At 58.0% G+C, this 19,968-nt stretch carries 15 protein-coding genes; 14 read left to right on the plus strand and 1 reads right to left on the minus strand.

Annotated elements, in window-relative coordinates; all coding sequences use genetic code 11:
- Positions 1–762: 762 nt before the first annotated feature.
- The 12 genes from mutS (at position 763) to glnA (ending at position 17,504) form a co-directional block, all read left to right on the plus strand.
- Positions 763–3,699: a DNA mismatch repair protein MutS gene (mutS, locus tag QWJ34_RS23805; RefSeq protein WP_302731604.1), complete on the plus strand. Its 2,937-nt coding sequence runs from the start codon at positions 763–765 to the stop codon at positions 3,697–3,699.
- A 54-nt stretch (positions 3,700–3,753) separates the two neighbouring features.
- Positions 3,754–5,931 carry a DNA mismatch repair endonuclease MutL gene (gene mutL, locus QWJ34_RS23810; protein ID WP_302731605.1) on the plus strand — a complete coding sequence of 726 codons (2,178 nt, stop codon included), beginning with the start codon at positions 3,754–3,756 and terminating at the stop codon, positions 5,929–5,931.
- A 277-nt stretch (positions 5,932–6,208) separates the two neighbouring features.
- Positions 6,209–6,988, plus strand: coding sequence for a class I SAM-dependent methyltransferase (locus QWJ34_RS23815; protein ID WP_368047095.1), 780 nt, complete (start codon positions 6,209–6,211; stop codon positions 6,986–6,988).
- 16 nt (positions 6,989–7,004) lie between these two features.
- Positions 7,005–7,961 carry a tRNA (adenosine(37)-N6)-dimethylallyltransferase MiaA gene (gene miaA, locus QWJ34_RS23820; protein ID WP_302731662.1) on the plus strand — a complete coding sequence of 319 codons (957 nt, stop codon included), beginning with the start codon at positions 7,005–7,007 and terminating at the stop codon, positions 7,959–7,961.
- A gap of 39 nt (positions 7,962–8,000) precedes the next feature.
- On the plus strand, positions 8,001–8,243 hold the full coding sequence (hfq, locus tag QWJ34_RS23825) for an RNA chaperone Hfq (RefSeq protein WP_302731606.1): 243 nt from the start codon (positions 8,001–8,003) through the stop codon (positions 8,241–8,243).
- Between the two features lie 251 nt (positions 8,244–8,494).
- On the plus strand, positions 8,495–11,281 hold the full coding sequence (locus tag QWJ34_RS23830; RefSeq protein ID WP_302731607.1) for a PBP1A family penicillin-binding protein: 2,787 nt from the start codon (positions 8,495–8,497) through the stop codon (positions 11,279–11,281).
- Positions 11,282–11,488: 207 nt separating this feature from the next.
- Positions 11,489–12,040, plus strand: a complete 552-nt coding sequence (locus QWJ34_RS23835; RefSeq protein ID WP_302731608.1) for a ribonuclease FAU-1 family protein — start codon at positions 11,489–11,491, stop codon at positions 12,038–12,040.
- Positions 12,041–12,110: 70 nt separating this feature from the next.
- Positions 12,111–12,791 carry a YdcF family protein gene (locus QWJ34_RS23840; RefSeq protein WP_302731609.1) on the plus strand — a complete coding sequence of 227 codons (681 nt, stop codon included), beginning with the start codon at positions 12,111–12,113 and terminating at the stop codon, positions 12,789–12,791.
- Positions 12,792–12,848: 57 nt separating this feature from the next.
- Positions 12,849–14,141 (plus strand): GTPase HflX, encoded by a 1,293-nt coding sequence (hflX, locus tag QWJ34_RS23845; RefSeq protein WP_302731610.1) that lies wholly within the window; start codon positions 12,849–12,851, stop codon positions 14,139–14,141.
- Between the two features lie 199 nt (positions 14,142–14,340).
- The gene (locus tag QWJ34_RS23850) at positions 14,341–15,594 is read left to right on the plus strand and encodes a methionine gamma-lyase family protein (protein ID WP_302731611.1); all 1,254 of its coding nucleotides are present in this window, start codon (positions 14,341–14,343) and stop codon (positions 15,592–15,594) included.
- 95 nt (positions 15,595–15,689) lie between these two features.
- Positions 15,690–16,103 carry a MerR family transcriptional regulator gene (locus QWJ34_RS23855; protein WP_018977629.1) on the plus strand — a complete coding sequence of 138 codons (414 nt, stop codon included), beginning with the start codon at positions 15,690–15,692 and terminating at the stop codon, positions 16,101–16,103.
- A 72-nt stretch (positions 16,104–16,175) separates the two neighbouring features.
- Entirely contained in the window at positions 16,176–17,504 is a 1,329-nt protein-coding gene (gene glnA / locus QWJ34_RS23860) for a type I glutamate--ammonia ligase (protein ID WP_302731612.1), read from the plus strand.
- Positions 17,505–17,695: 191 nt separating this feature from the next.
- Here the strand turns inward: glnA and QWJ34_RS23865 are convergent, their stop codons facing one another.
- Positions 17,696–18,406 carry an SDR family NAD(P)-dependent oxidoreductase gene (locus QWJ34_RS23865; RefSeq protein ID WP_302731613.1) on the minus strand — a complete coding sequence of 237 codons (711 nt, stop codon included), beginning with the start codon at positions 18,404–18,406 and terminating at the stop codon, positions 17,696–17,698.
- Between the two features lie 91 nt (positions 18,407–18,497).
- Between QWJ34_RS23865 and QWJ34_RS23870 the strand changes: the two genes are divergently transcribed.
- The gene (locus QWJ34_RS23870) at positions 18,498–18,866 is read left to right on the plus strand and encodes a MerR family transcriptional regulator (RefSeq protein ID WP_302731614.1); all 369 of its coding nucleotides are present in this window, start codon (positions 18,498–18,500) and stop codon (positions 18,864–18,866) included.
- On the plus strand, positions 18,867–19,913 hold the full coding sequence (locus tag QWJ34_RS23875) for a D-alanyl-D-alanine carboxypeptidase family protein (RefSeq protein ID WP_302731615.1): 1,047 nt from the start codon (positions 18,867–18,869) through the stop codon (positions 19,911–19,913).
- Positions 19,914–19,968 lie beyond the last annotated feature (55 nt).

The raw sequence follows: 19,968 nt of genomic DNA on the forward strand, positions 1-19,968 counted from the left end.
GGCTTGGCCCCTCCCGCGACCGGACTTTCACCGGCTAGAAAAAGAGTGCTTGGCTGGGCACGCTGCTTCCGATGTGACTTTCTGCGAAAGTCTTTAGCTCCTTCACGAACTTTCCCTCTGCCCTGGGGTTGGCTCAGCGTGAAACTTAAAAGACTTTTGTGGCGGCCGGGGTGGTCGCCTTTTTTGGGTTGGGGGAAATGCGTACCGGCCGGTATCTACGGCCGGCCAGATTGTCGAGAAACAATTTGATGTAAAGCCAATTAGGTAGGTTCGATTGGAATGAGATGTCGGGGAAAACGCTGGAGAAATAAAGCAAGCGGCAAGAAGAATCTAAATAGCTGCGTATATGCCCTTATTCAGGCCTAATCTTACGTTTTTGAGCAAATAACTGCATTGATACATCTATTTTGAGCTTTTTCGCTGTAATTCGGCCTTTGGCTCCCGAATAGCTGCACCTGCGTCGCTATTTAAAGAAATCGAAGGATTTTGCACAAAATAAGTGTACCTGTGCCGCTATTTTCCGATCGGAATCCTAACTGGCTTTCTCGATAGCCTGACCGGCCGGTGTTTACGGCCGGCTTAAGTGGACCGAAAAATCGGGGTTGAGCGGGCGTCATAATACACAGAGTAGTGTACAGCGGAATGTAGAGAAGAATGAAAATCGAAAGATAAATTGAACGTATGTTCGCATGGGGCGTGCTTTGGGGCGGAATTCTGGTATAATCGATAAATAGAACGAAGCAAGCGCGATGGAGGGGAATCATGGCCAAGTTAACGCCGATGATGGAGCAGTATCTGAAAGTCAAAGAAGAAGCGAAAGACGCGATTTTGTTTTTCCGGCTGGGGGATTTTTACGAGATCTTTTTCGACGATGCTCTGGTGGCTTCGAGGGAGCTTGAGATTACGCTGACCGGGCGCAACGCGGGAATGGAAGAGCGGGCGCCGATGTGCGGCGTGCCTTACCATGCGGCGGAAGGGTATGTGCAGCGGCTGATCGAGAAAGGATATAAAGTCGCGATCTGCGAGCAGGTGGAAGATCCGGCGACGGCCAAAGGCGTGGTGCGCCGCGAGATTATCCGCGTCGTGACGCCGGGCACGCTGATGGAAAGCCGCGCGCTGGGAGAGAAATCGAACAATTACCTGGTCTGCGTCACCCGTTCGAACGGCATGACGGCGATCGCGGCCTGCGATTTGTCCACCGGCGATCTGCATGTCACGTCCGCGCCGGACAGCGACGAATGGCTCAAAGGCGAAGTCGGCGTATACCAGCCGGCCGAAGCGATCGGCGACGCGCCGCTGCTGGACCTGCTGGCTGCGCAGACCGCGCCGATGGAACGCCGGCTTGTGTGCACGCCGTGGGACAAGTCCAAAGAAGACGGCGCGCGCGAGCAGTTCGGCGAAGCGGTCTGGGCGCGGCTCGACGAAGAACGGCGGCTGTGCGTAGCGCGGCTGTTCGCTTATCTGGCGGAAACGCAGAAGAGGGCGCTGGGCCAGCTGACGAAGATTTCGGTGTACGAGCCGAATCATTACATGATTCTCGATCCGTTTACGCGCCGCAATCTGGAACTGACGGAAACGGTGCGCGAGCGCTCGAAGAAAGGCTCGCTGCTCTGGCTGCTCGATCGTACGAAGACGTCGATGGGCGGGCGGACGCTGCGCCGCTGGATCGACAAGCCGCTGCTTCAGCGGGGCGTGATCGAAGAAAGGCTGGAAGCGGTCGAATATCTGCATCGCGATCTGATCCTGCGCGGCGACGTGCAGGAAGCGCTGCGGGAGATTTACGATCTGGAGCGCCTGGTCGGACGCGTGGCGTTCGGCAGCGCCAACGGACGCGATATGGTCGCGCTGCGCGATTCGCTGCTCCAGATTCCGGCGCTCAAAAACATCTGCCTGAACGCCGGTTCGCAGACGCTCGCGGCCACGGCGAACCGGATGGACGAATGCGCCGATCTTGCCGAGGCGATCGCGTCGGCGGTGACCGACGAGCCGCCGGTATCGGTGCGCGACGGCGGGCTGATCCGCAAAGGCTACCACGAACATCTGGACCAGCTGCGCGAAGCGAGCGTGAACGGCAAGCGCTGGATCGCCGAGCTGGAAGCGGAGGAACGCCGCGTCACCGGCATCCGCTCGCTCAAAGTCGGCTACAACAAAGTATTCGGCTATTATATCGAGATCACCCGCTCCAACCTGAACCAGCTGCCGGAAGGCCGCTACGAGCGCAAGCAGACGCTGGCCAACGCGGAGCGGTACATCACGCCGGAACTGAAAGAAAAAGAATCGCTGATTCTCGAAGCCGAAGAAAAAATGGCCGATCTGGAATACGGATTGTTTCTCGAACTGCGCGAAAAAGTGGCGGAACGCATTCCGCGGCTCAAATCGCTGGCGGAGCGCGTGGCCGAAATCGATGTGTACCAGGCGTTCGCCGAAGCGAGCGCGGAGAAATCATTTGTGCGGCCTTCGCTGCACGACGGTTACGACCTGACTGTCGAAAACGGGCGGCATCCGGTCGTCGAAGCGGTGATGGAAGGCGGGTCGTTTGTCGCCAACGCGACCGATCTGACGCAGCAAGGCGCGAATATCATGCTGATTACCGGACCGAACATGGCCGGCAAAAGCACGTATATGCGCCAGGTGGCATTGATCTCGATCATGGCGCAGATCGGCTGCTTCGTCCCGGCGGACCGGGCGAACGTGCCGCTGCTCGACCGGATCTTTACCCGGATCGGCGCGGCGGACGACCTGGTCGGCGGGCAGAGTACGTTTATGGTGGAGATGGCCGATATTCAGGTCATGACCCAGCAGGCGACGGCGGACAGCCTGATTATTATCGACGAGCTGGGACGCGGGACGTCGACCAGCGAAGGCATGGCGATCGCCCAGGCGGTGATCGAGCATGTGCATCAGTCGATCGGCTGCAAAGCGCTGGTTTCGACGCACTTCCATGAGCTGGCGCATCTCGAAGAAAGTCTGCCGCGCCTGCGCAATTACTGCATGGCGGTGCGCGAAAGCGGCGACAAAGTCGCGTTTCTGCGCAAGCTGGTGCCGGGCGCGGCCAGCACCAGCTACGGCATTTACTGCGCGCGTCTGGCGGGGCTGCCGGGCAGCATTATCGACCGCGCTTATGGCCTGCTGCAGGGCTTCGAGCACGCGGCGGCCGAAGTGGCGGTCGGAACGAACGTTTCCGGACCGACGACGGCCGGCGGCTATTCGGTCGCAAACGGCGCGGCGGCAAGAAATTCCCAGGCCGAATCGGCGGGAACTCCGACTTCGCAGCCGGCGGACGACCGTGAAGACGGCAACCGCCGCCTTGAAGGCGGAGCGGACTATGCTATTTTGAAAGACGCGGACGACCTGTCCGGCGAAGTGCGCGAGCGGAGCCTGGCGGACAGCCGGTTCGGCGATATCGTCGAAGCGGCGCGCGGCGAGGAAGCTGTGGAAGCGCGGGACGAGCAAGCCGAAAAAGCACAGCCGGAAGCGGGAGATTCGCGGCAGGCGGGACCGGCCGACGAAGTCGTGCAGCTGTCGATCTTCGGCGACGACGAGCGGCCGGCCAAAGCGAATCATACGGCTGCCGCCAAAGAAGATCCGAAAGTGAAAAAGATGCTTCAGCGCGTACGCGAACTCGATGTGATGAATATGACTCCGCTTCAGGCGATGCAGATGCTCAACGAATTGAAACTCGAAGCGCAGCGGCTGTAAAAGCGAAAACGCACGGTTTTTTATCAAAATCAAAACGGGAAAGGAGCAGCGACGATGGCCAAAATTAAAGTCCTGGACGAACATATCGCGAACCAGATTGCGGCCGGGGAAGTCGTGGAGCGGCCCGCTTCGGTCGTCAAGGAACTGGTCGAAAACGCGATCGACGCGGGAGCGACCAAAGTCGACGTGTGGACCGAGGAAGGCGGACTTTCTTCGATCCGGGTCACGGACAACGGCTCGGGGATCGAGCCGGAAGATTGCGAAACGGCTTTTTACCGTCATGCGACGAGCAAGATTGCCGGGGGACGGGATTTGTTTCAGATCACGAGCCTGGGCTTTCGCGGCGAAGCGCTTCCGAGTATCGCTTCGGTCGCCAAAGTCGAAGTGCTCACCGCCTGCGGAGACGACGGAGCGGGGCGGCGGCTGGTAATCGAAGGCGGCACGCTCAAAAGCAACGAAGACGCGCCGGCGTCGCGCGGGACGGATTTTCGCGTTCGCGAGCTGTTCTACAATACGCCCGCCCGTTTGAAATACATGAAAACGGTGCAGACGGAGCTCGGGCATATCTCCGATTATATGTACCGGATGGCGCTGTCGCATCCTGAAGTGGCGTTTACGCTGCGGCATAACGGCAACTCTCTGCTGCAAACGCTTGGCGGAGGCGATCTGCTCCAGGTTATCGCGGCCGTATACGGCACGACCAGCGCCAAAGCCATGCTGCCGCTGGAAAGCGAGAATCTGGACTTCGCGGTAAACGGCTTCGTCAGCCTGCCGGACTTTACGCGCTCCAACCGGAGCGCCGTAACGACGGTGGTCAACGGCCGATATATCCGCAGCCATGTGCTGAACCAGGCTATCATGCGGGCGTATCATACGCTGCTGCCGGTCGGCCGCCATCCGCTGGTCGTGCTGCGGCTTGCCATGCACCCGTCGCTGGTCGACGTGAACGTGCATCCGGCGAAGCTGGAAGTGCGCTTCAGCAAAGAAGCGGAGCTGATCGCGTTTGTGGAAGAAGCGATCCGCGCGGCGCTGTCGCGGGAGGTGCTGATTCCCAAAGCGGTCAATCAGCGCGTCGGCAAAAGCAATACGATCGTGCAGGAGCAGTTCCATTTTCCGAAACGGGAAAACTTGCAGGAAGAACTGGCGGCGGGCCTGCCGCCGCAGAGCAAAGACGTCCCGGCCGGGCCGCCGGGAACGGCTTCCGGCGGGAGCGGCCCGGCTGAACGGCCGGGAGGCGATGCGGCCGGCACGGCGCTTGTCGGCGGCGTTTCCGGCGGCCTGCCGGGAACGGCGGGCGCCGGCGCAAGCGGCGCGGATGCGCCGGGGATTCCGGCGCAGGAAACCGGCGCGCCCGGCGAAGCGCGCCCAAGCGGCGCCGCCGCCGGAGCCGCGGCGGCGGGAATCCCGGCGGCCCGCGTCGCGGCCGCCGGCGCAGGCAGCGCCGCCTACCCGGCGGGCGGCGCGCGGTCGGGGCTCCCGCAGCAGGTGCGGGAGCCGGGCCACGGCGCCGGCTACGAAGGCGCGGCCGCCGGAACTTACGGCGGCCGGGGCAAGCGCGAGCCGGCGCAGCCCGATCGCGCCGGGAGCGCCGCCGCTGCCGCGAGAGCGGCGGGCGTGCTTTATACGCCGAGCGAAGCGCCTCAGCGTCCGGCTTTTCCGGAGATGACGCTGATCGGCCAGCATCACGGGACGTATCTGATCGCGCAGAACGATCAGGGATTGTACCTGATCGACCAGCACGCCGCGCACGAGCGGATCAATTACGAATACTACTATGAGAAATTCGGCCAGCCGGAAACGGCTTCGCAGGAACTGCTGCTTCCGATTACGCTGGAGTTCACCTCCGCCGAAAGCGCCAAGATCCGCGACCGGATCGGCTGGTTCGAACAGGCCGGCGTATACATGGAGCCTTTCGGCGGCCAGACGTTCAGAGTGACCGCTTATCCGCACTGGTTCCCGGCCGGCGACGAAGCGTCGATCATCCAGGAGATGGCCGATTGGGTGCTGAGCGAACGCGCCATCGACCTGGCCAAGCTGCGAGAGAAAGCGTCCACGCTTTGCTCGTGCAAAGCTTCGATCAAAGCCAACCAGCGCCTGAGCGACGTTCAAGCCCAGACCCTGATCGAACGCCTGGGACAGTGCAAACAGCCTTATACCTGCCCCCACGGGCGCCCGATCGTCGTATCTTTCTCGTCGTACGATTTGGAGAAATTGTTTAAACGGGTGATGTAAAACCTTCCCCCAATCCCAAAAGCGATATAATCAGATTTTCGAAACGGAACGCTCCAATCCGTTTCGAAAATGACCCGGGAGCGATCTAATCAACTGGGGGAAGGTTAGCTTCTTCGAATCCCAATCCCAAAAGCGACTTCCAATCCAGCCCGAAGCGCCGCCAAAGGCCGGCGTTCGAGCGGCCCGGGAGCGATTCAATCAACTGGGGGAAGGCAGCTTCATCGAATCCCAATCCCAAAGCCTATTCACTTGTCTCAACTAAAGGAGCACAACACGAATGATGATCGTAACCACCGGCTATTCGCCGTCCGAACCCGAGCTGGCGAGGGCGAAGAAGATTGCTGAGGAATCCGGCATCCGGCTTGTATCGCGGGGCCGGATGTCGATTCCCAAATTATTCACAAGCACCGGCGCGGACGCCGTCCTCATCGTCACGCAGGGCAAAGTCCGGCTGCTGCGCCAGGATCATCCGGTGCTGGAATATCATCCGAGCATGGGCTATGTCCGCGCCAAGCGGCTGCTCAAAGGAGAGCCAGACCCGATGATTGCGGCTTCGCGCGCCGAAGCCGGCGATTCCGTGCTCGACTGCACGGCCGGCCTGGGCACCGATTCGCTGGTATTTGCGGTGGCGGTCGGCACGCAGGGACGCGTGCGCGCGCTCGAAGCTTCGCCGGAGCTGGCGATTCTGCTGCGCGAAGGTTTGGCCAGCTACGAAGTGGAGAAGCCGTCCGTGACCGAGGCGATGCGCCGGATCGAAGTGCTGCGGACCGATCATCTCGATTATCTCCAAAGTCTGCCGGACAACAGCTTCGATATCGTGTATTTCGATCCGATGTTCCGCAAGCCGGTTTACGATTCGTCGGGGATATCCCCGCTGCGGGCATTCGCGGATGCCCGGGCGCTGAGCGAGGCATCGATCAGGGAAGCGCGGCGCGTGGCCCGCAAAACGGTGATTCTCAAAGAGAAAAAAGGCAGCGGAGAAATGGAACGTCTCGGCTTTGCCGCAGACGGCCGCGAGCATGCCAAAATTACGTACGGAGTGATTCAAGTTGACTGAACAGTATGCGAATGAAATTCCCGGCGCCTCCAAACCCAAACTGCTCGTGCTGATCGGCCCGACGGCGGTCGGCAAAACGAAGCTCAGCATCGAACTCGCCAAGCATTTTTCGTGCGAGATCATCTCGGGCGATTCCATGCAGGTTTATCGCGGTATGGATGTCGGAACGGCCAAGATTACCGGGGAAGAAATGGACGGGATTCCGCACCATTTGATCGATATTCATGAGCCGGACGAACCGTTTTCCGTGTCCGAATTCCAGGAACGCTGCGATGTGCTGATCCCGGAGATCGCGTCGCGCGGCAAACTGCCGTTTATCGTGGGCGGAACGGGGCTGTATATCGAGTCGTTTTGCTACAGATACGAGTTCGCCGAAAGCGGAGCGGACGAAGAGTTCCGGCGCGAGCAGGCTCTTTTTGCCGAAAGTAACGGAGCCGAAGCGCTGCACGGACGGCTGCGGGCGATCGACCCGGAATCGGCGGAGCGTCTGCATCCCAACGATACGCGCCGGGTGATTCGCGCGTTGGAGATCCACAAGCTGACGGGCGAGACGCTTTCGCAGCGCCTGGCCGCACAGAAAAAGACCACGCCTTACGACCTATGTTTGATCGGTTTGACAATGGACCGCCAAATGCTATATAACCGTATTGAAGAGCGGATCGACCAGATGATGGAACAGGGGCTGATCGAAGAGGTGGAAGGACTCCGCAAGCGCGGGTATACCCCGGACATGGTGGCGCTGCAGGGTCTCGGCTACAAGGAGATCTGGCCTTACCTGGACGGAACGTCGACGCTGGAAGAAGCGGTGTACCGGCTGAAGCGCGATACGCGGCATTTCGCCAAGCGGCAGCTTTCCTGGTTTCGGCATATGCGGGATATCCACTGGGTGGACGTCTCCGAGCCCGAAAACTTTTCTGCGAGCTACGAGAACATTCGTGCTATAATAGCGGGAAGGTTCGGCTCCGATTTTTGAAAAACAGCGACAGCCAAATCACAATTGGGGGTACCGGTTATGAACAAATCCATTAATATTCAAGACACGTTCCTGAACCAACTGCGCAAAGAGAATATCCCTGCCACGGTCTACCTGACCAACGGATTTCAAATTCGGGGCACGATCAAAGCGTTCGACAACTTCACGATCGTAATCGACAGCGACGGCCGCCAGCAAATGGTTTACAAACATGCGATTTCCACGTTTATGCCGCAGCGCAACGTTTCGCTGGCGCAGCAGGAAAGCCCTGCCGCCGAGTAAAGTAAACCGCTGCGCGTCGAAGCGCAAAGTCGTCCGTCCGCGGTTCGATTCCGGCAAAGTCCAGTCGATCCGGTAACGAGCCGATGACAATAGTGTAACGGCGATTATTGAAACTTTTTTGCCGCAATCACGTCTAAATCAATAGTTTACGAGGGGAGCAACCTGATTCAGGTTGTTCTTTTCGTTAGCATGGCAAGCAATTGAGCAATGCGCGTGCCGTACAGAAAGCAAAAGGGGTGTCAACTCAAACCATGCCTAACCCACAGCTCAGCCGCTCCAACCGGACTACGGGAAGCGGCGGCGGGAACGGCGGAGGCAAGACTCCGCCCAATTCGCCCAAAAAGAAAAGCTCTTCCAAGAAAAAGAAAAGAATTACCGGGAAGAGAGTATTTTGGACTTTGTTTTTCACGGCCGCGTTCGCGGTGCTCTGCGCACTTGGCGGATATTTGTTTATTACGATTAACGGAGAAAAGATTTTAGCGTCCAACAAAGACAAAATCGAGATTAAAGCGCCGACCGTTATCTACGATCGGACCGGCGTGCAGATTGGCGAAGTGAAGATCCAGCGCGGCGAAGAGGTGCCTGCGGAGGATATTCCCAAGCTTCTCCAAGAAGCGTTCGTCGCGACCGAAGACAAACGGTTCTTCGAACACTCGGGCGTCGACCTGAGATCGATCGGCCGCGCGGCGGTAAGAGACGTCGTGGCCCGTTCCGCGGTCGAAGGCGGCAGTACCATTACCCAGCAGCTGGCCAAAAACATTTTCCTGTCTTCGGACAAAACGTTTTTCCGCAAAGCGACCGAAGTATCGATTGCGCTGGCGTTGGAACGCAACTATAAAAAGCCTCAAATCCTTGCCATGTACCTGAACCGCATTCCGTTCGGCGGCCAGTACTACGGGATCAAAGCGGCATCGGAGCGTTACTTCGGACAAAGCGACCTGAACAAACTGAAGCTGTGGCAGGTGGCGACGCTGGCGGCAATGCCCAAAGCGCCGACCCGCTATAACCCGATCGCCAATCCGGACAAGTCCAAAGAGCGCCGCGGCGTCGTGCTTCAGTTGATGTACGAGCAGGGCTATATTACGGAAAAAGAACGGGACGAGGCGGCCAAGATCAATTACAACTACAAGCCGCCGGAAACGAAAGATACGCATTACCAGGCGTTTATCGACTACGTGCTTCAGGAAGCCGAAGACGCCACCGCCCTGTCGGAAGACGATCTGAACCGCGGCGGGTACAAGATTTATACGACGATGGACGCCAAAGCCCAGCAGACGCTGGAAGAAGCGTTTAAAGACGATTCTTTGTTCGAGGACAGCCCGGACGACCAGCCGGTGCAGGCGTCGATGGTGATTACGAACAGCAAAAACGGCAGCGTGATCGCCATGCTCGGCGCGCGCAACTATCACAAAGGCGATTACAACCGCGCCGTCAACAGCCGCCGCCAGCCGGGTTCGTCGTTCAAGCCGATCGCGGCTTACGCGCCGGCGCTGGATTCCGGGCAGTTTACAGTCGATTCGCCGCTGAACAACGAACAGCAGAGCTTCGGCAATTACAGTCCGAAGAACCTGCACGGCTACAGCGGCACCGTTTCGATGAAAGAAGCGCTGGCCGAATCGATCAATATTCCCGCCGTCTGGCTGCTTAATCAGATCGGCGTGGAGACAGGCTTCCAGTTTGCGGAGTCGCTAGGCATTCCGCTGACCGAAAAAGACCATAACCTGGCAATCGCGTTGGGCGGTCTCGCCACAGGCACGAATACGCTGGAAATGGCGACGGCCTATAATTCGTTCGCCAACGGCGGCAAGTTCAACGAAGCTTATGCGATCAAATCGATCCAGGATTCGAATCAAATCGAAATCTACAGCCGGATCGCCAGTACGAAGCAGGTCATGAGCGCCGAAACGGCGTACGAAATGACGCAGATGATGGAGAGTGTCGTTACCGACGGCACAGGCCGCAAAGCCGATATCGGGCGGCCGCTGGCCGGCAAGACCGGCACGACGCAGAGCGGTCTCCCCGGCAACAGCGGCAACCGCGACGTCTGGTTCGTCGGCTACACGCCGGAGTGGACCGGGGCCGTATGGATGGGCTACGACAAACCCGACGGCGAGCACATGCTCAAGAACAGCAGCGGCTTGGCTGCTTCGATGTTCGCGCGCGTGATGAGCAAAGCGCTCGAAGGCACGCCGGCCAGCGACTTCAAAGCGCCGGATTCGCCGGCCGCGGAAGCGCCGGTGGAACAGCCGCCGGCCGAACCCGAAACAAAAGAGCCGGTCGGCAGTCCGTCCGGACTCGTCGCTTCGTACGATGTGAACCGCGAAGCGGTTATGCTGTCGTGGCAGCCCGTATCGGGCGAGAACGTGCGCTACCGGCTTTACCGCCAGGAAGCGTCCGAAGCGCAGCCTTCTCTGCTCTCCGACGGCTTGAACTCGCCGTCGGCGGACGATCCGAGCGCACTTGCGGGATTGACGTACAGCTACGCGGTTACGGCTTATCGCGCCGGGGAAGATCCGATTGTCGAATCGGGCGCGTCCAATACGGTCAGCCTGACCGTTCCGGCGGACGACAATCCGGAAGAAGTCGTTCCGGATCTGCCGGAAGAGACGGTTCCTCCGGAAGAAACCGAAGAAGACACGCCTGCGCCGGACGAAGGAACGACCGTCCCGCCGGCCGATAACGGCCAGAACGGCGGAACGGACAACGGCGGAACCGGCGGCGACAGCGGGACCGGCGGAGACGGCGGAAATAACGGAAACAATGGAAACAACGGAAATACCGACAACGGCGGGACCGACAGCGGCGGCGACAACGGCGGGACGACCGTGCCGGGCACCACGTCTCCGGACCCGGGAACCGGCGGCACCAACGAAGGAACGCCGGGCGATTCCGTGCCGGGCGCCGTGACGCCGCCTGATTCCGGCGGCGATACGCAGCAGCAGGGCGTCACCGATCCGGCCGCGGTCGATCCGAATGCGTCCGGCGGTACGGGCGACGGCACCGGCGGCGCGGCGGACGGCACGGTAACCCAGCCTTAATCCTCGCGATTGCCAAGTTGGTTCGGCAGCGCGTCCAACCGGATGAATCAAGCAAGCTCCGAAAGCCGGAAACGGCTTCCGGAGCTTTTTTTGCGCAATTTTGTCTAAAACGGGTAATGAAGGTCAGGAGCAAGCCAGTTCTTTTGTGAGTGGACTGCGAATATGATAAGCTTGACTCAAACGGAGAATGGAAAGGGTCGGTTCCCTATGAAACGTAAATTTGCTGACAGAGCCAACTGGCGGCGCGTAACCGACCGGAGATTCTTGTGCCGGTATATCGACAGCCGCCGCTTTACGGGCTACGTAACCTTGTACAGTATGCTCAAACTGAAGGAACCGCTGATGAAAACGTATGGGGGACTCACGTTCTGTGTAGCGGACAAAGGCTATTCTTGGCTGCAGTATTTTCCCAAGGATGCCCACTTTATCGTAACGACCATGTTCAACGAGAAACGGGAAGTGGTGGAGTGGTACATCGATATCTGCAAATCGCAGGGCGTTACCGATCAGGGCGTGCCCTGGTTCGACGATCTGTATCTGGACATCGTCGTCCTCGGGGACGGCACGGTTTTTCTGCTCGACGAAGACGAACTGGACGACGCGCTGCGGCGCGGCGTGATTACGGAAGCGGATTACGCGCTGGCGACGCGCACGGCCCACGGCCTGCTGCGAATGATCGACGCTCACGCGTTTCCCTACTTCCGCCTCTCGATCGAGCACCGCAGACGGCTGTTCCCGGCTTCGGCTCTGCGTGTCTGAGCAGCCGACTTGGCGCAGAGGACCGGAACAGGATTACGGAACGTGATTGACGAAAAGGGGAGTTGAGCAGGTGGCTGAATTTGTGCGGTTTTACGAAAGCGAAGCGGGCGGTCCGGTAAAGTTTTCCGGCAGACCGACTCCGCGACGCAGCCGCAAAAAACGTGTTTTATGGATCGCGGCCGCTTGTCTGGCGCTGATGCTACTCTGGCTGCTCTATATCCAGGTGCGAATCTCGCAGGTCGACGATCTGGCATCCGGCGGCAAAACGGATGTAGGCATCGTGCTGGGCGCAAGTCTGTGGAGCAACAAGCCCAGCCCGGCGCTCAAAGAGCGGCTGGAAGCGGCGATCGCGGGCTATCAGGCCGGCGATTACCCGATGCTGATCGTCAGCGGCGGATTGGACAACGACCGAATGAAGCTGACCGAAGCGGAAGGCATGGCGGAGTATCTGGAGGAACGGGGCGTACCGAAAAGCGATATCCTGCTGGAAAACGAAGCGACGAGCACGTATGAAAATCTGCTGCTCAGCCAGCGCATCATGCAGGAACGCGGAATGAAAACGGCGACGATTGTTACGCACCGTTTCCACGGTTCCAGGTCGGCGGATATCGCGGAGTTTCTGCGCTACGATCATCCGCAGTACCGTCTGGCTTCTACCGAAGTGCTGACGCTCTGGCAGCGAAGCGGCCGCGAAACGCTGGCGTTTACCAAGTGGCTGCTGGACAAAGCAAGATTGCCGGCGGCCGAATAATCGGTCATAATGGATTGCCCGGCTGCTGTATACCGATAGAAAAAGGAGAACGAATGTATGCGAAGTACGACTTACGATACGGCGGCGGAAGTCCGTCCCAAAGCGGTGCTGGTCAGTCTGGTGACCGACGAAGTTAAACGTTCGGGCATCGACCCCGTTTACTCGCTTGAAGAATTGATGGCGCTTGCGGAAACGGCGGGAGTGGAAGTGCTCAGCACCGTCTCCCAGAACCGCGAAACCAAAGACACGAAGTGGTTTATCGGCAAAGGGAAAGTGCAGGAGTTGAAAGTCGTCGCGGACGAGCTGGGCGCCAACACGGCCATATTCGACCAGGAGCTTTCCGGCGCGCAGGTGCGCAATCTGGAAGAAGAACTAGATCTGAAAATTATCGACCGTACCCAGCTGATCCTGGATATTTTCGCCCAGCGCGCCAAAACGCGCGAGGGCATCATCCAGGTCGAGCTGGCGCAGCTCAGTTATTTGCTGCCGCGCCTGGCAGGGCAGGGCGGCAATCTGTCCAGACTCGGAGGCGGAATCGGCGCCAGGGGTCCGGGCGAAACGAAGCTGGAAACGGACCGCCGGCATATCCGCGGACGAATCGACGAGCTGCGGCGGCAGATCGGCGAAGTGGAGCGGCACCGGACGCTGCAGCGTCAGCGCCGGAAGAAAAGCGGGACGGTGCAGGTTGCGCTGGTCGGTTATACGAACGCGGGCAAGTCCACGCTGCTGCGTCAGCTCACCGACGCCGACGTTTACGTGGAGAACCAGCTGTTCGCGACGCTCGACCCGACTTCCAGAATGCTGGAACTGCCGGGCGGCCGCGAAGTTGTGTTGACCGATACGGTCGGTTTTATCCAGAATCTGCCCCATCATCTGATCGCCGCTTTCCGCGCGACGCTCGAAGAAGTGAACGAAGCCGATCTGGTGCTGCATGTAATCGACGCTTCTTCCGATATGCTGGGCGATCATATTAAAGTCGTCGACGGCATTTTGGAAGAACTCGGGTCCGCCGGCACTTCCCAGATTCGCATTTATAACAAAAAAGACCTTTGCACGCCGGAGCAGTTGGAGCTGCTGCCGGAAGACGAGCACAATCTGCGTCTCAGCGCCTACAACGAAAGCGATCTGGAGCGCCTGCTGAATCGCTTGCAGGAAGAGCTGACCGGCGGTACGGTAACGTATCGGATTCCCGCCGCGCGCGGCGATCTGTCGGCTCAACTCTACAAGATCGGCGAAGTCGTTTCGCAGGAGTTCGAAGAAGAAGACGTGGTGTATGAAGTGCGTCTGCACACGGGCGAAGCGGAGAAATACACGTATCTGCTGGAAGACTACAAAGTCGATCGTTCCTAAGCGAAAAAGACTTTTGGGCAGCGCAAAATTTTTGAACCCGCGATTCCGCGTCCGTCTTGAGACATCAACCTTACGCAGGAATGACGCGTTAAGGGCATAAAGGATTTACGGACGTCTTACATGCCAAGTAACCGGTATGGAGCAAAGTAAAAGAAACGGCGGATCGCGGGGCATATAGAAGGACGGAAAACGAAGACCTATGAAAACTTTTGACGCCAGAATCGAAGCATGGAAAAAGAAAGCGGAAGCGCTTGTGCGCCCGCGAATAGACGGAATCGACGAGATCGTCGAATACAATCAATGGAAAGTGATCGAAGCGTTCCGCGCCTGCAAAGTCAGCGATTATCATTTTAACCCGTCGACGGGTTATGCCTACAACGACCGCGGCAGGGAAGTGCTCGACGAGCTGTACGCCCGCGTATTCGGAGCGGAAGCGGCGCTTGTGCGCCCGCATTTCGCTTCGGGCACTCATACGATCTCGACCGCCCTGTTCGGCATACTGCGCCCGGGCGACGAACTGCTCTATATCACCGGATCGCCCTACGATACCCTGCACAAAGTGATTGGCAAAAGCGGCGACGGAACCGGCTCGCTGGCCGATTTCGGGATCGGCTATAAAGAAGCGGCGCTGCTGGAGAACGGCGGGATCGACTGGGAGAAGGTGCGGCGGCAGATTAGCCCGGCTACGCGGGTGATCGGCATCCAGCGCTCCCGCGGTTATGCGTGGAGATCGCCGTTTACAGTGGACGAAATCGCCGGGATGACACGCATTGTCAAAGAAATGTGTCCGGGCGTCGTCGTGTTTGTCGACAACTGCTACGGCGAGTTCACGGAGAAGACCGAGCCGACCGAATTCGGCGTCGACCTGATGGCGGGCTCGCTGATCAAAAACCCCGGCGGCGGCCTGGCGGAAACCGGCGGTTATATCTGCGGGCGCAAAGATCTGGTCGAACTGGCGGCTTACCGCCTGACCGCGCCGGGCATCGGAGCGGAAGTCGGCGCCATGCTGGGCACGACGCGCGGTATTTACCAGGGACTTTACATGGCGCCGACTATCGTCGGACAGGCGGTCAAAGGCAGTATTTTCGCCGCCGCCATGTTCGACTTTGCGGGCTTTGCCAGCAGTCCCGCCTGGAACGCGCCGAGAACCGACCTGATTCAGGCGATCGTGTTCGACCGCGCCGAGCAGCTGATCGCTTTTGTGCAGGGCATTCAACTCGCGGCGGCGGTGGACAGCCATGTGGTGCCGGAGCCGTGGGATATGCCGGGTTACGAGCATCCGGTTATTATGGCGGCGGGCACTTTTATCCAGGGCGGAAGTCTCGAATTGTCCGCCGACGCGCCGATTCGCGAGCCTTACATCGGGTATTTGCAGGGCGGTTTGACTTACGCTCACGTCAAATACGGTGTACTAAACGCCCTGCAGAATCTTTTCGATCGTAATTTACTGTGAGTTAATCTAACACATCATTGACGCCTTCCATCAGGATATGTACAATAGGCATAAGAGAGTAATTAAGAAAAGTACATTGGAAGGTTGATGAATAAATGGGCGACGATATTCGCAGAAATATGGCCTTGTTTCCGATCGGCATCGTGATGAAGCTAACGGATCTGTCGGCGCGGCAGATTCGTTACTACGAGCAGCACAGCCTGATCGTGCCGGCGCGCACGTCCGGCAATCAGCGGCTGTTCTCGTTTAACGATGTGGAACGCCTGCTCGAAATCAAGGCTCTGATCGAAAAGGGAGTCAACATCGCCGGCATCAAACAGGTGATGAATCCGGTCACCAAGGAGTCCGAAGAAGCGACGGTCCTGAACGCGGCGACCGAAGAAAAGCGCAAGGAGCTTTCCGATTCGCAGCTTCACCGCATGCTCAAGCAGCAGCTGGTATCCGGTAAGAAACCGGGTCAGGTTTCGCTGATTCAAGGAGAGCTGTCCCGTTTCTTTAATAGAAAATAAGATTTTCGCTTTAGAAGCGTTTTTGCGTGTTCGGCTTCCGAAGAAGAAAAGAGACGAAGAGGAGAGGGTATCTTGAGTTACTCGAAAGAAGACATTCTGCGTATTTCCAAAGAAGAAAACGTCCGTTTTATTCGCCTGCAGTTCACCGATCTGCTGGGCGCGATCAAAAACGTCGAAATTCCGGTCAGCCAGCTTGAAAAAGCGCTCGACAACAAAATGATGTTCGACGGTTCTTCCATCGAAGGTTATGTACGTATCGAGGAATCCGATATGTATCTGTACCCGGATCTCGACACCTGGGTAATCTTCCCCTGGGTAACGGAGAACCGCGTCGCCCGCCTGATCTGCGATATCTACCTGCCGGACGGAAAGCCGTTCCCGGGCGATCCGCGCGCCGTGCTGCGGCGCGCGCTGGAAGAAGCCGAAGAAATGGGCTACAGCGCGATGAACGTGGGACCGGAACCGGAGTTCTTCCTGTTCCGTACGGACGCGAACGGCAATCCGACGGAAGAGCTGAACGACCAGGGCGGTTACTTCGATCTGGCGCCGACCGATCTCGGCGAGAACTGCCGCCGCGAGATCGTCATTACGCTCGAAGAAATGGGCTTCGAGATCGAAGCTTCCCACCACGAAGTGGCGCCGGGACAGCATGAGATCGACTTCAAATACGAGAACGCGATGAAAGCCGCCGACCAGATCCAGACGTTCAAGCTGGTCGTCAAAACGATCGCGCGCCAGCACGGTCTGCATGCGACATTCATGCCTAAACCGCTGTTCGGCATGAACGGTTCGGGCATGCACTGTCACCAGTCGCTGTTCCGCGGCAGCGAGAACGCGTTCTACGACGAAAGCGACGCGCTCGGCCTGAGCGATACGGCCCGCTACTATATGGCCGGCATTCTCAAGCACGCCCGCGCATTCGCGGCCGTGACCAATCCGACGGTCAACTCGTACAAGCGTCTGGTTCCGGGCTACGAAGCGCCTTGCTACGTGGCATGGTCCGCCAGCAACCGCAGCCCGATGATCCGCATCCCGGCTTCGCGCGGCCTCAGCACCCGCATCGAAGTCCGCAACCCGGACCCGGCGGCCAATCCTTATCTGGCGCTGGCCGTTATGCTCAAATCGGGCCTCGACGGTATCCGCAGACAGCTGACGCTGTCCGCTCCGATCGACCGCAACATTTACGTGATGTCCGAAGAAGAACGGATCGAAGAAGGCATTCCGAGCCTGCCGGCCGACCTGAAGGAAGCGCTGAACGAACTGATCCGCGACGAAGTCGTCGTGCAGGCCATGGGCGAACACGCGCTGACCCACTTCTACGAGCTTAAAGAGATCGAATGGGATATGTATCGGACCCAGGTGCACCAATGGGAACGCGATCAGTACATGACGCTTTACTAAACGTTCAAGAACCCTTGACGCCTCCGGCGCCAAGGGTTTTTATTTTATCTGATTATACGGTATTTTTTCCTGATTATTTTTTTATGCGGTGGGTAATATTTTTTCGTGGCGCCACAAAAACCTTCTCGGCTTCGGTCGGGAAAACTTCGGGAGTCCAGACTCGGGAAACCTTGCGCTGGGCTCTCCGTTTTTTACCAGGCGAAAATTCCTTCCGCGTTCAAAAACTCTCCGTTGTGCCGCTTGCCGTCGGTTGCGTAATCCACAATGATTTTTGCACCGGCTTTTTTGGTTTGTCCGCCCTCCGCATTTCCGTTCAGATCGGTCTTCGTAAAGCCCGGCGTCACCGCAAATACCTGCGCCCGGCTGTTTTTAAGCTCGATCGACATCGCGACGGTCATCGCGTTGTTCGCCGTTTTGGAAGCATTGTACGTGAACACGTTGAGCGCATAATCCGAAGTCTGCATGTAGTTCAGCGAAGCCATGTCGGTTGAAACGTTGACGATGGTGCCTTCGTTTTGCCCGATCAGCGGCAGCAGGCTTTGATTCAAGCGGAACGTGCCGAAGAAATTGACCTCGAATGCGGCACGCAGATGTTCTTCCGCGGCACCGTTGAACGATGGAACGAATGCTCCGGGAATGCCGGCGTTATTAATCAACAGCGACAGTTCCGGGTAACCGGAACGAATATCGGCGATCGCCCGATCGATGCTTGCCGAGTCGGATAAATCAAGCTGGAGAAACTCCGCGTCGATTCCTTGTTCGCTCAGTTCGGCCGCCGCTTCCGTTCCCCGCTCCGCATTTCTGGCTCCCAGCACGACTTTCCAACCGCCTTGACCCAACTGTCTCGCAATCTCCAGCCCGATTCCTTTGTTGGCTCCCGTTACAAACGCAGTTTTTGTCATATTGAACCCTCGCTTTTTTGATTTAATGGTGTCTGCGTGATTAAGTCTAATATGCTACACTTAGTGCAGGGCAAGTCCAAATAGCGAGGAAGTGGAATTTATTTTTACCATCGGACAAACAGCGAAAAAAATCGGCATCAATATCGGCGCAATCCGGTTCTATGAACGTAAAGGGCTGCTGGAAGCGGTAGAACGCGACGAAAACAACAACCGCCTGTACAGCGACTACGATATAGGCTGGCTGCATTTTATCAAGTGCCTGCGGGCAACCGGCATGAGCGTCGAAGAGATCAAAAGTTATTATGAGCTGGTCAAAACGGGGATCTCCACGCTGCCCGAACGAACACGCTTGATCGAGGATCAAAGAAAAAAGCTGCTCGAAGAAATCGAAGTCAAACGCGTTCAGCTTGTACATCTGGACGAGAAGCTGGAACGGTATTACCGGGGCGAGAATTACTGAATGAACAAGCGAAAAAGAGCCGGATTATCCATGTTCCCGCGCCGCATCCGTTCATCCCGGCCCAAAGCCGCGCCGCGCAGCCGGCTGTTTAGTATCGCAATCGTGCCGGGCATTCTTTCCCTGATTATTTTCGGCAGCGAAACGCTGGTCCGACCCGACACGGCCGCTTACGGACTGATTGGGCTTTCTCCGGAAACTGCCGCCGCTTCTACGATTGCTGCCGATCCCGTGCCGGAGTTAAGCAGCCGGAACGACGACAGCCCGAATCTGTACGATTTGAAGCTGCGCAGTCCCAACGCCGTCTTGATTTCTCTTGACGACGGCAGCATGCTGTTCAAGAAAAACATCAACCAGCAGATCTATCCCGCTTCGCTCACCAAAATGATGACGGTGCTGGTGGCGCTGGAGAATCTGACCGATTTGAAGCATAAAGTCCGGCTGCCGAACGAAATTTTCCCCGCTTTGTACGAAGAAGGCGCGTCGATGGCCGGATTCGTGCCGGGCGAAGAAGTCAAAGCGGAGGACCTGCTGTACGGATCGCTGCTGCCTTCAGGAGCGGATGCTTCGCTGGGACTGGCACTGGACACGGCGGGCTCGGAAAAAGCGTTTATCGCCAAAATGAATGCCAAAGCGGCGGAGCTGGGGATGACGAATACGCATTTTGCCAATGTGACCGGGCTGCAAAGCAAGCAGCATTACAGTAGCGTCAAAGATATGGCGATTCTGTTGGAGTACGCGCTGAAAAACCCGGAGTTCCGCAAATTGTTTACGGCGCAGCGTCATTCCATCGCCCCGACCAACGGACATCCGGACGGCATAACGGTACGCAGCACGCTGTTCCAAAGCGCGGCGACCCTTCAATTTCCCGACGGAGAAATCCTGGGCGGCAAAACCGGATATACAAGCGCGGCGGGACTTTGTCTGGCTTCGCTGGCGGTAAAAGACGGCAAAGAATACATTCTGGTTACGACGGGAGCGAAAGGCGATCATACGACGGACCCTTATCATATCGAGGATGCGCTGAGCGTTTATACCCATCTCAATTAAATGTGGAAAAAGAACATCCGTTCGGATATAATACAAACATACGTTCCGTTCGGAA

The organism is Saccharibacillus sp. CPCC 101409 (assembly GCF_030518235.1).
Lineage (GTDB): Bacteria > Bacillota > Bacilli > Paenibacillales > Paenibacillaceae > Saccharibacillus.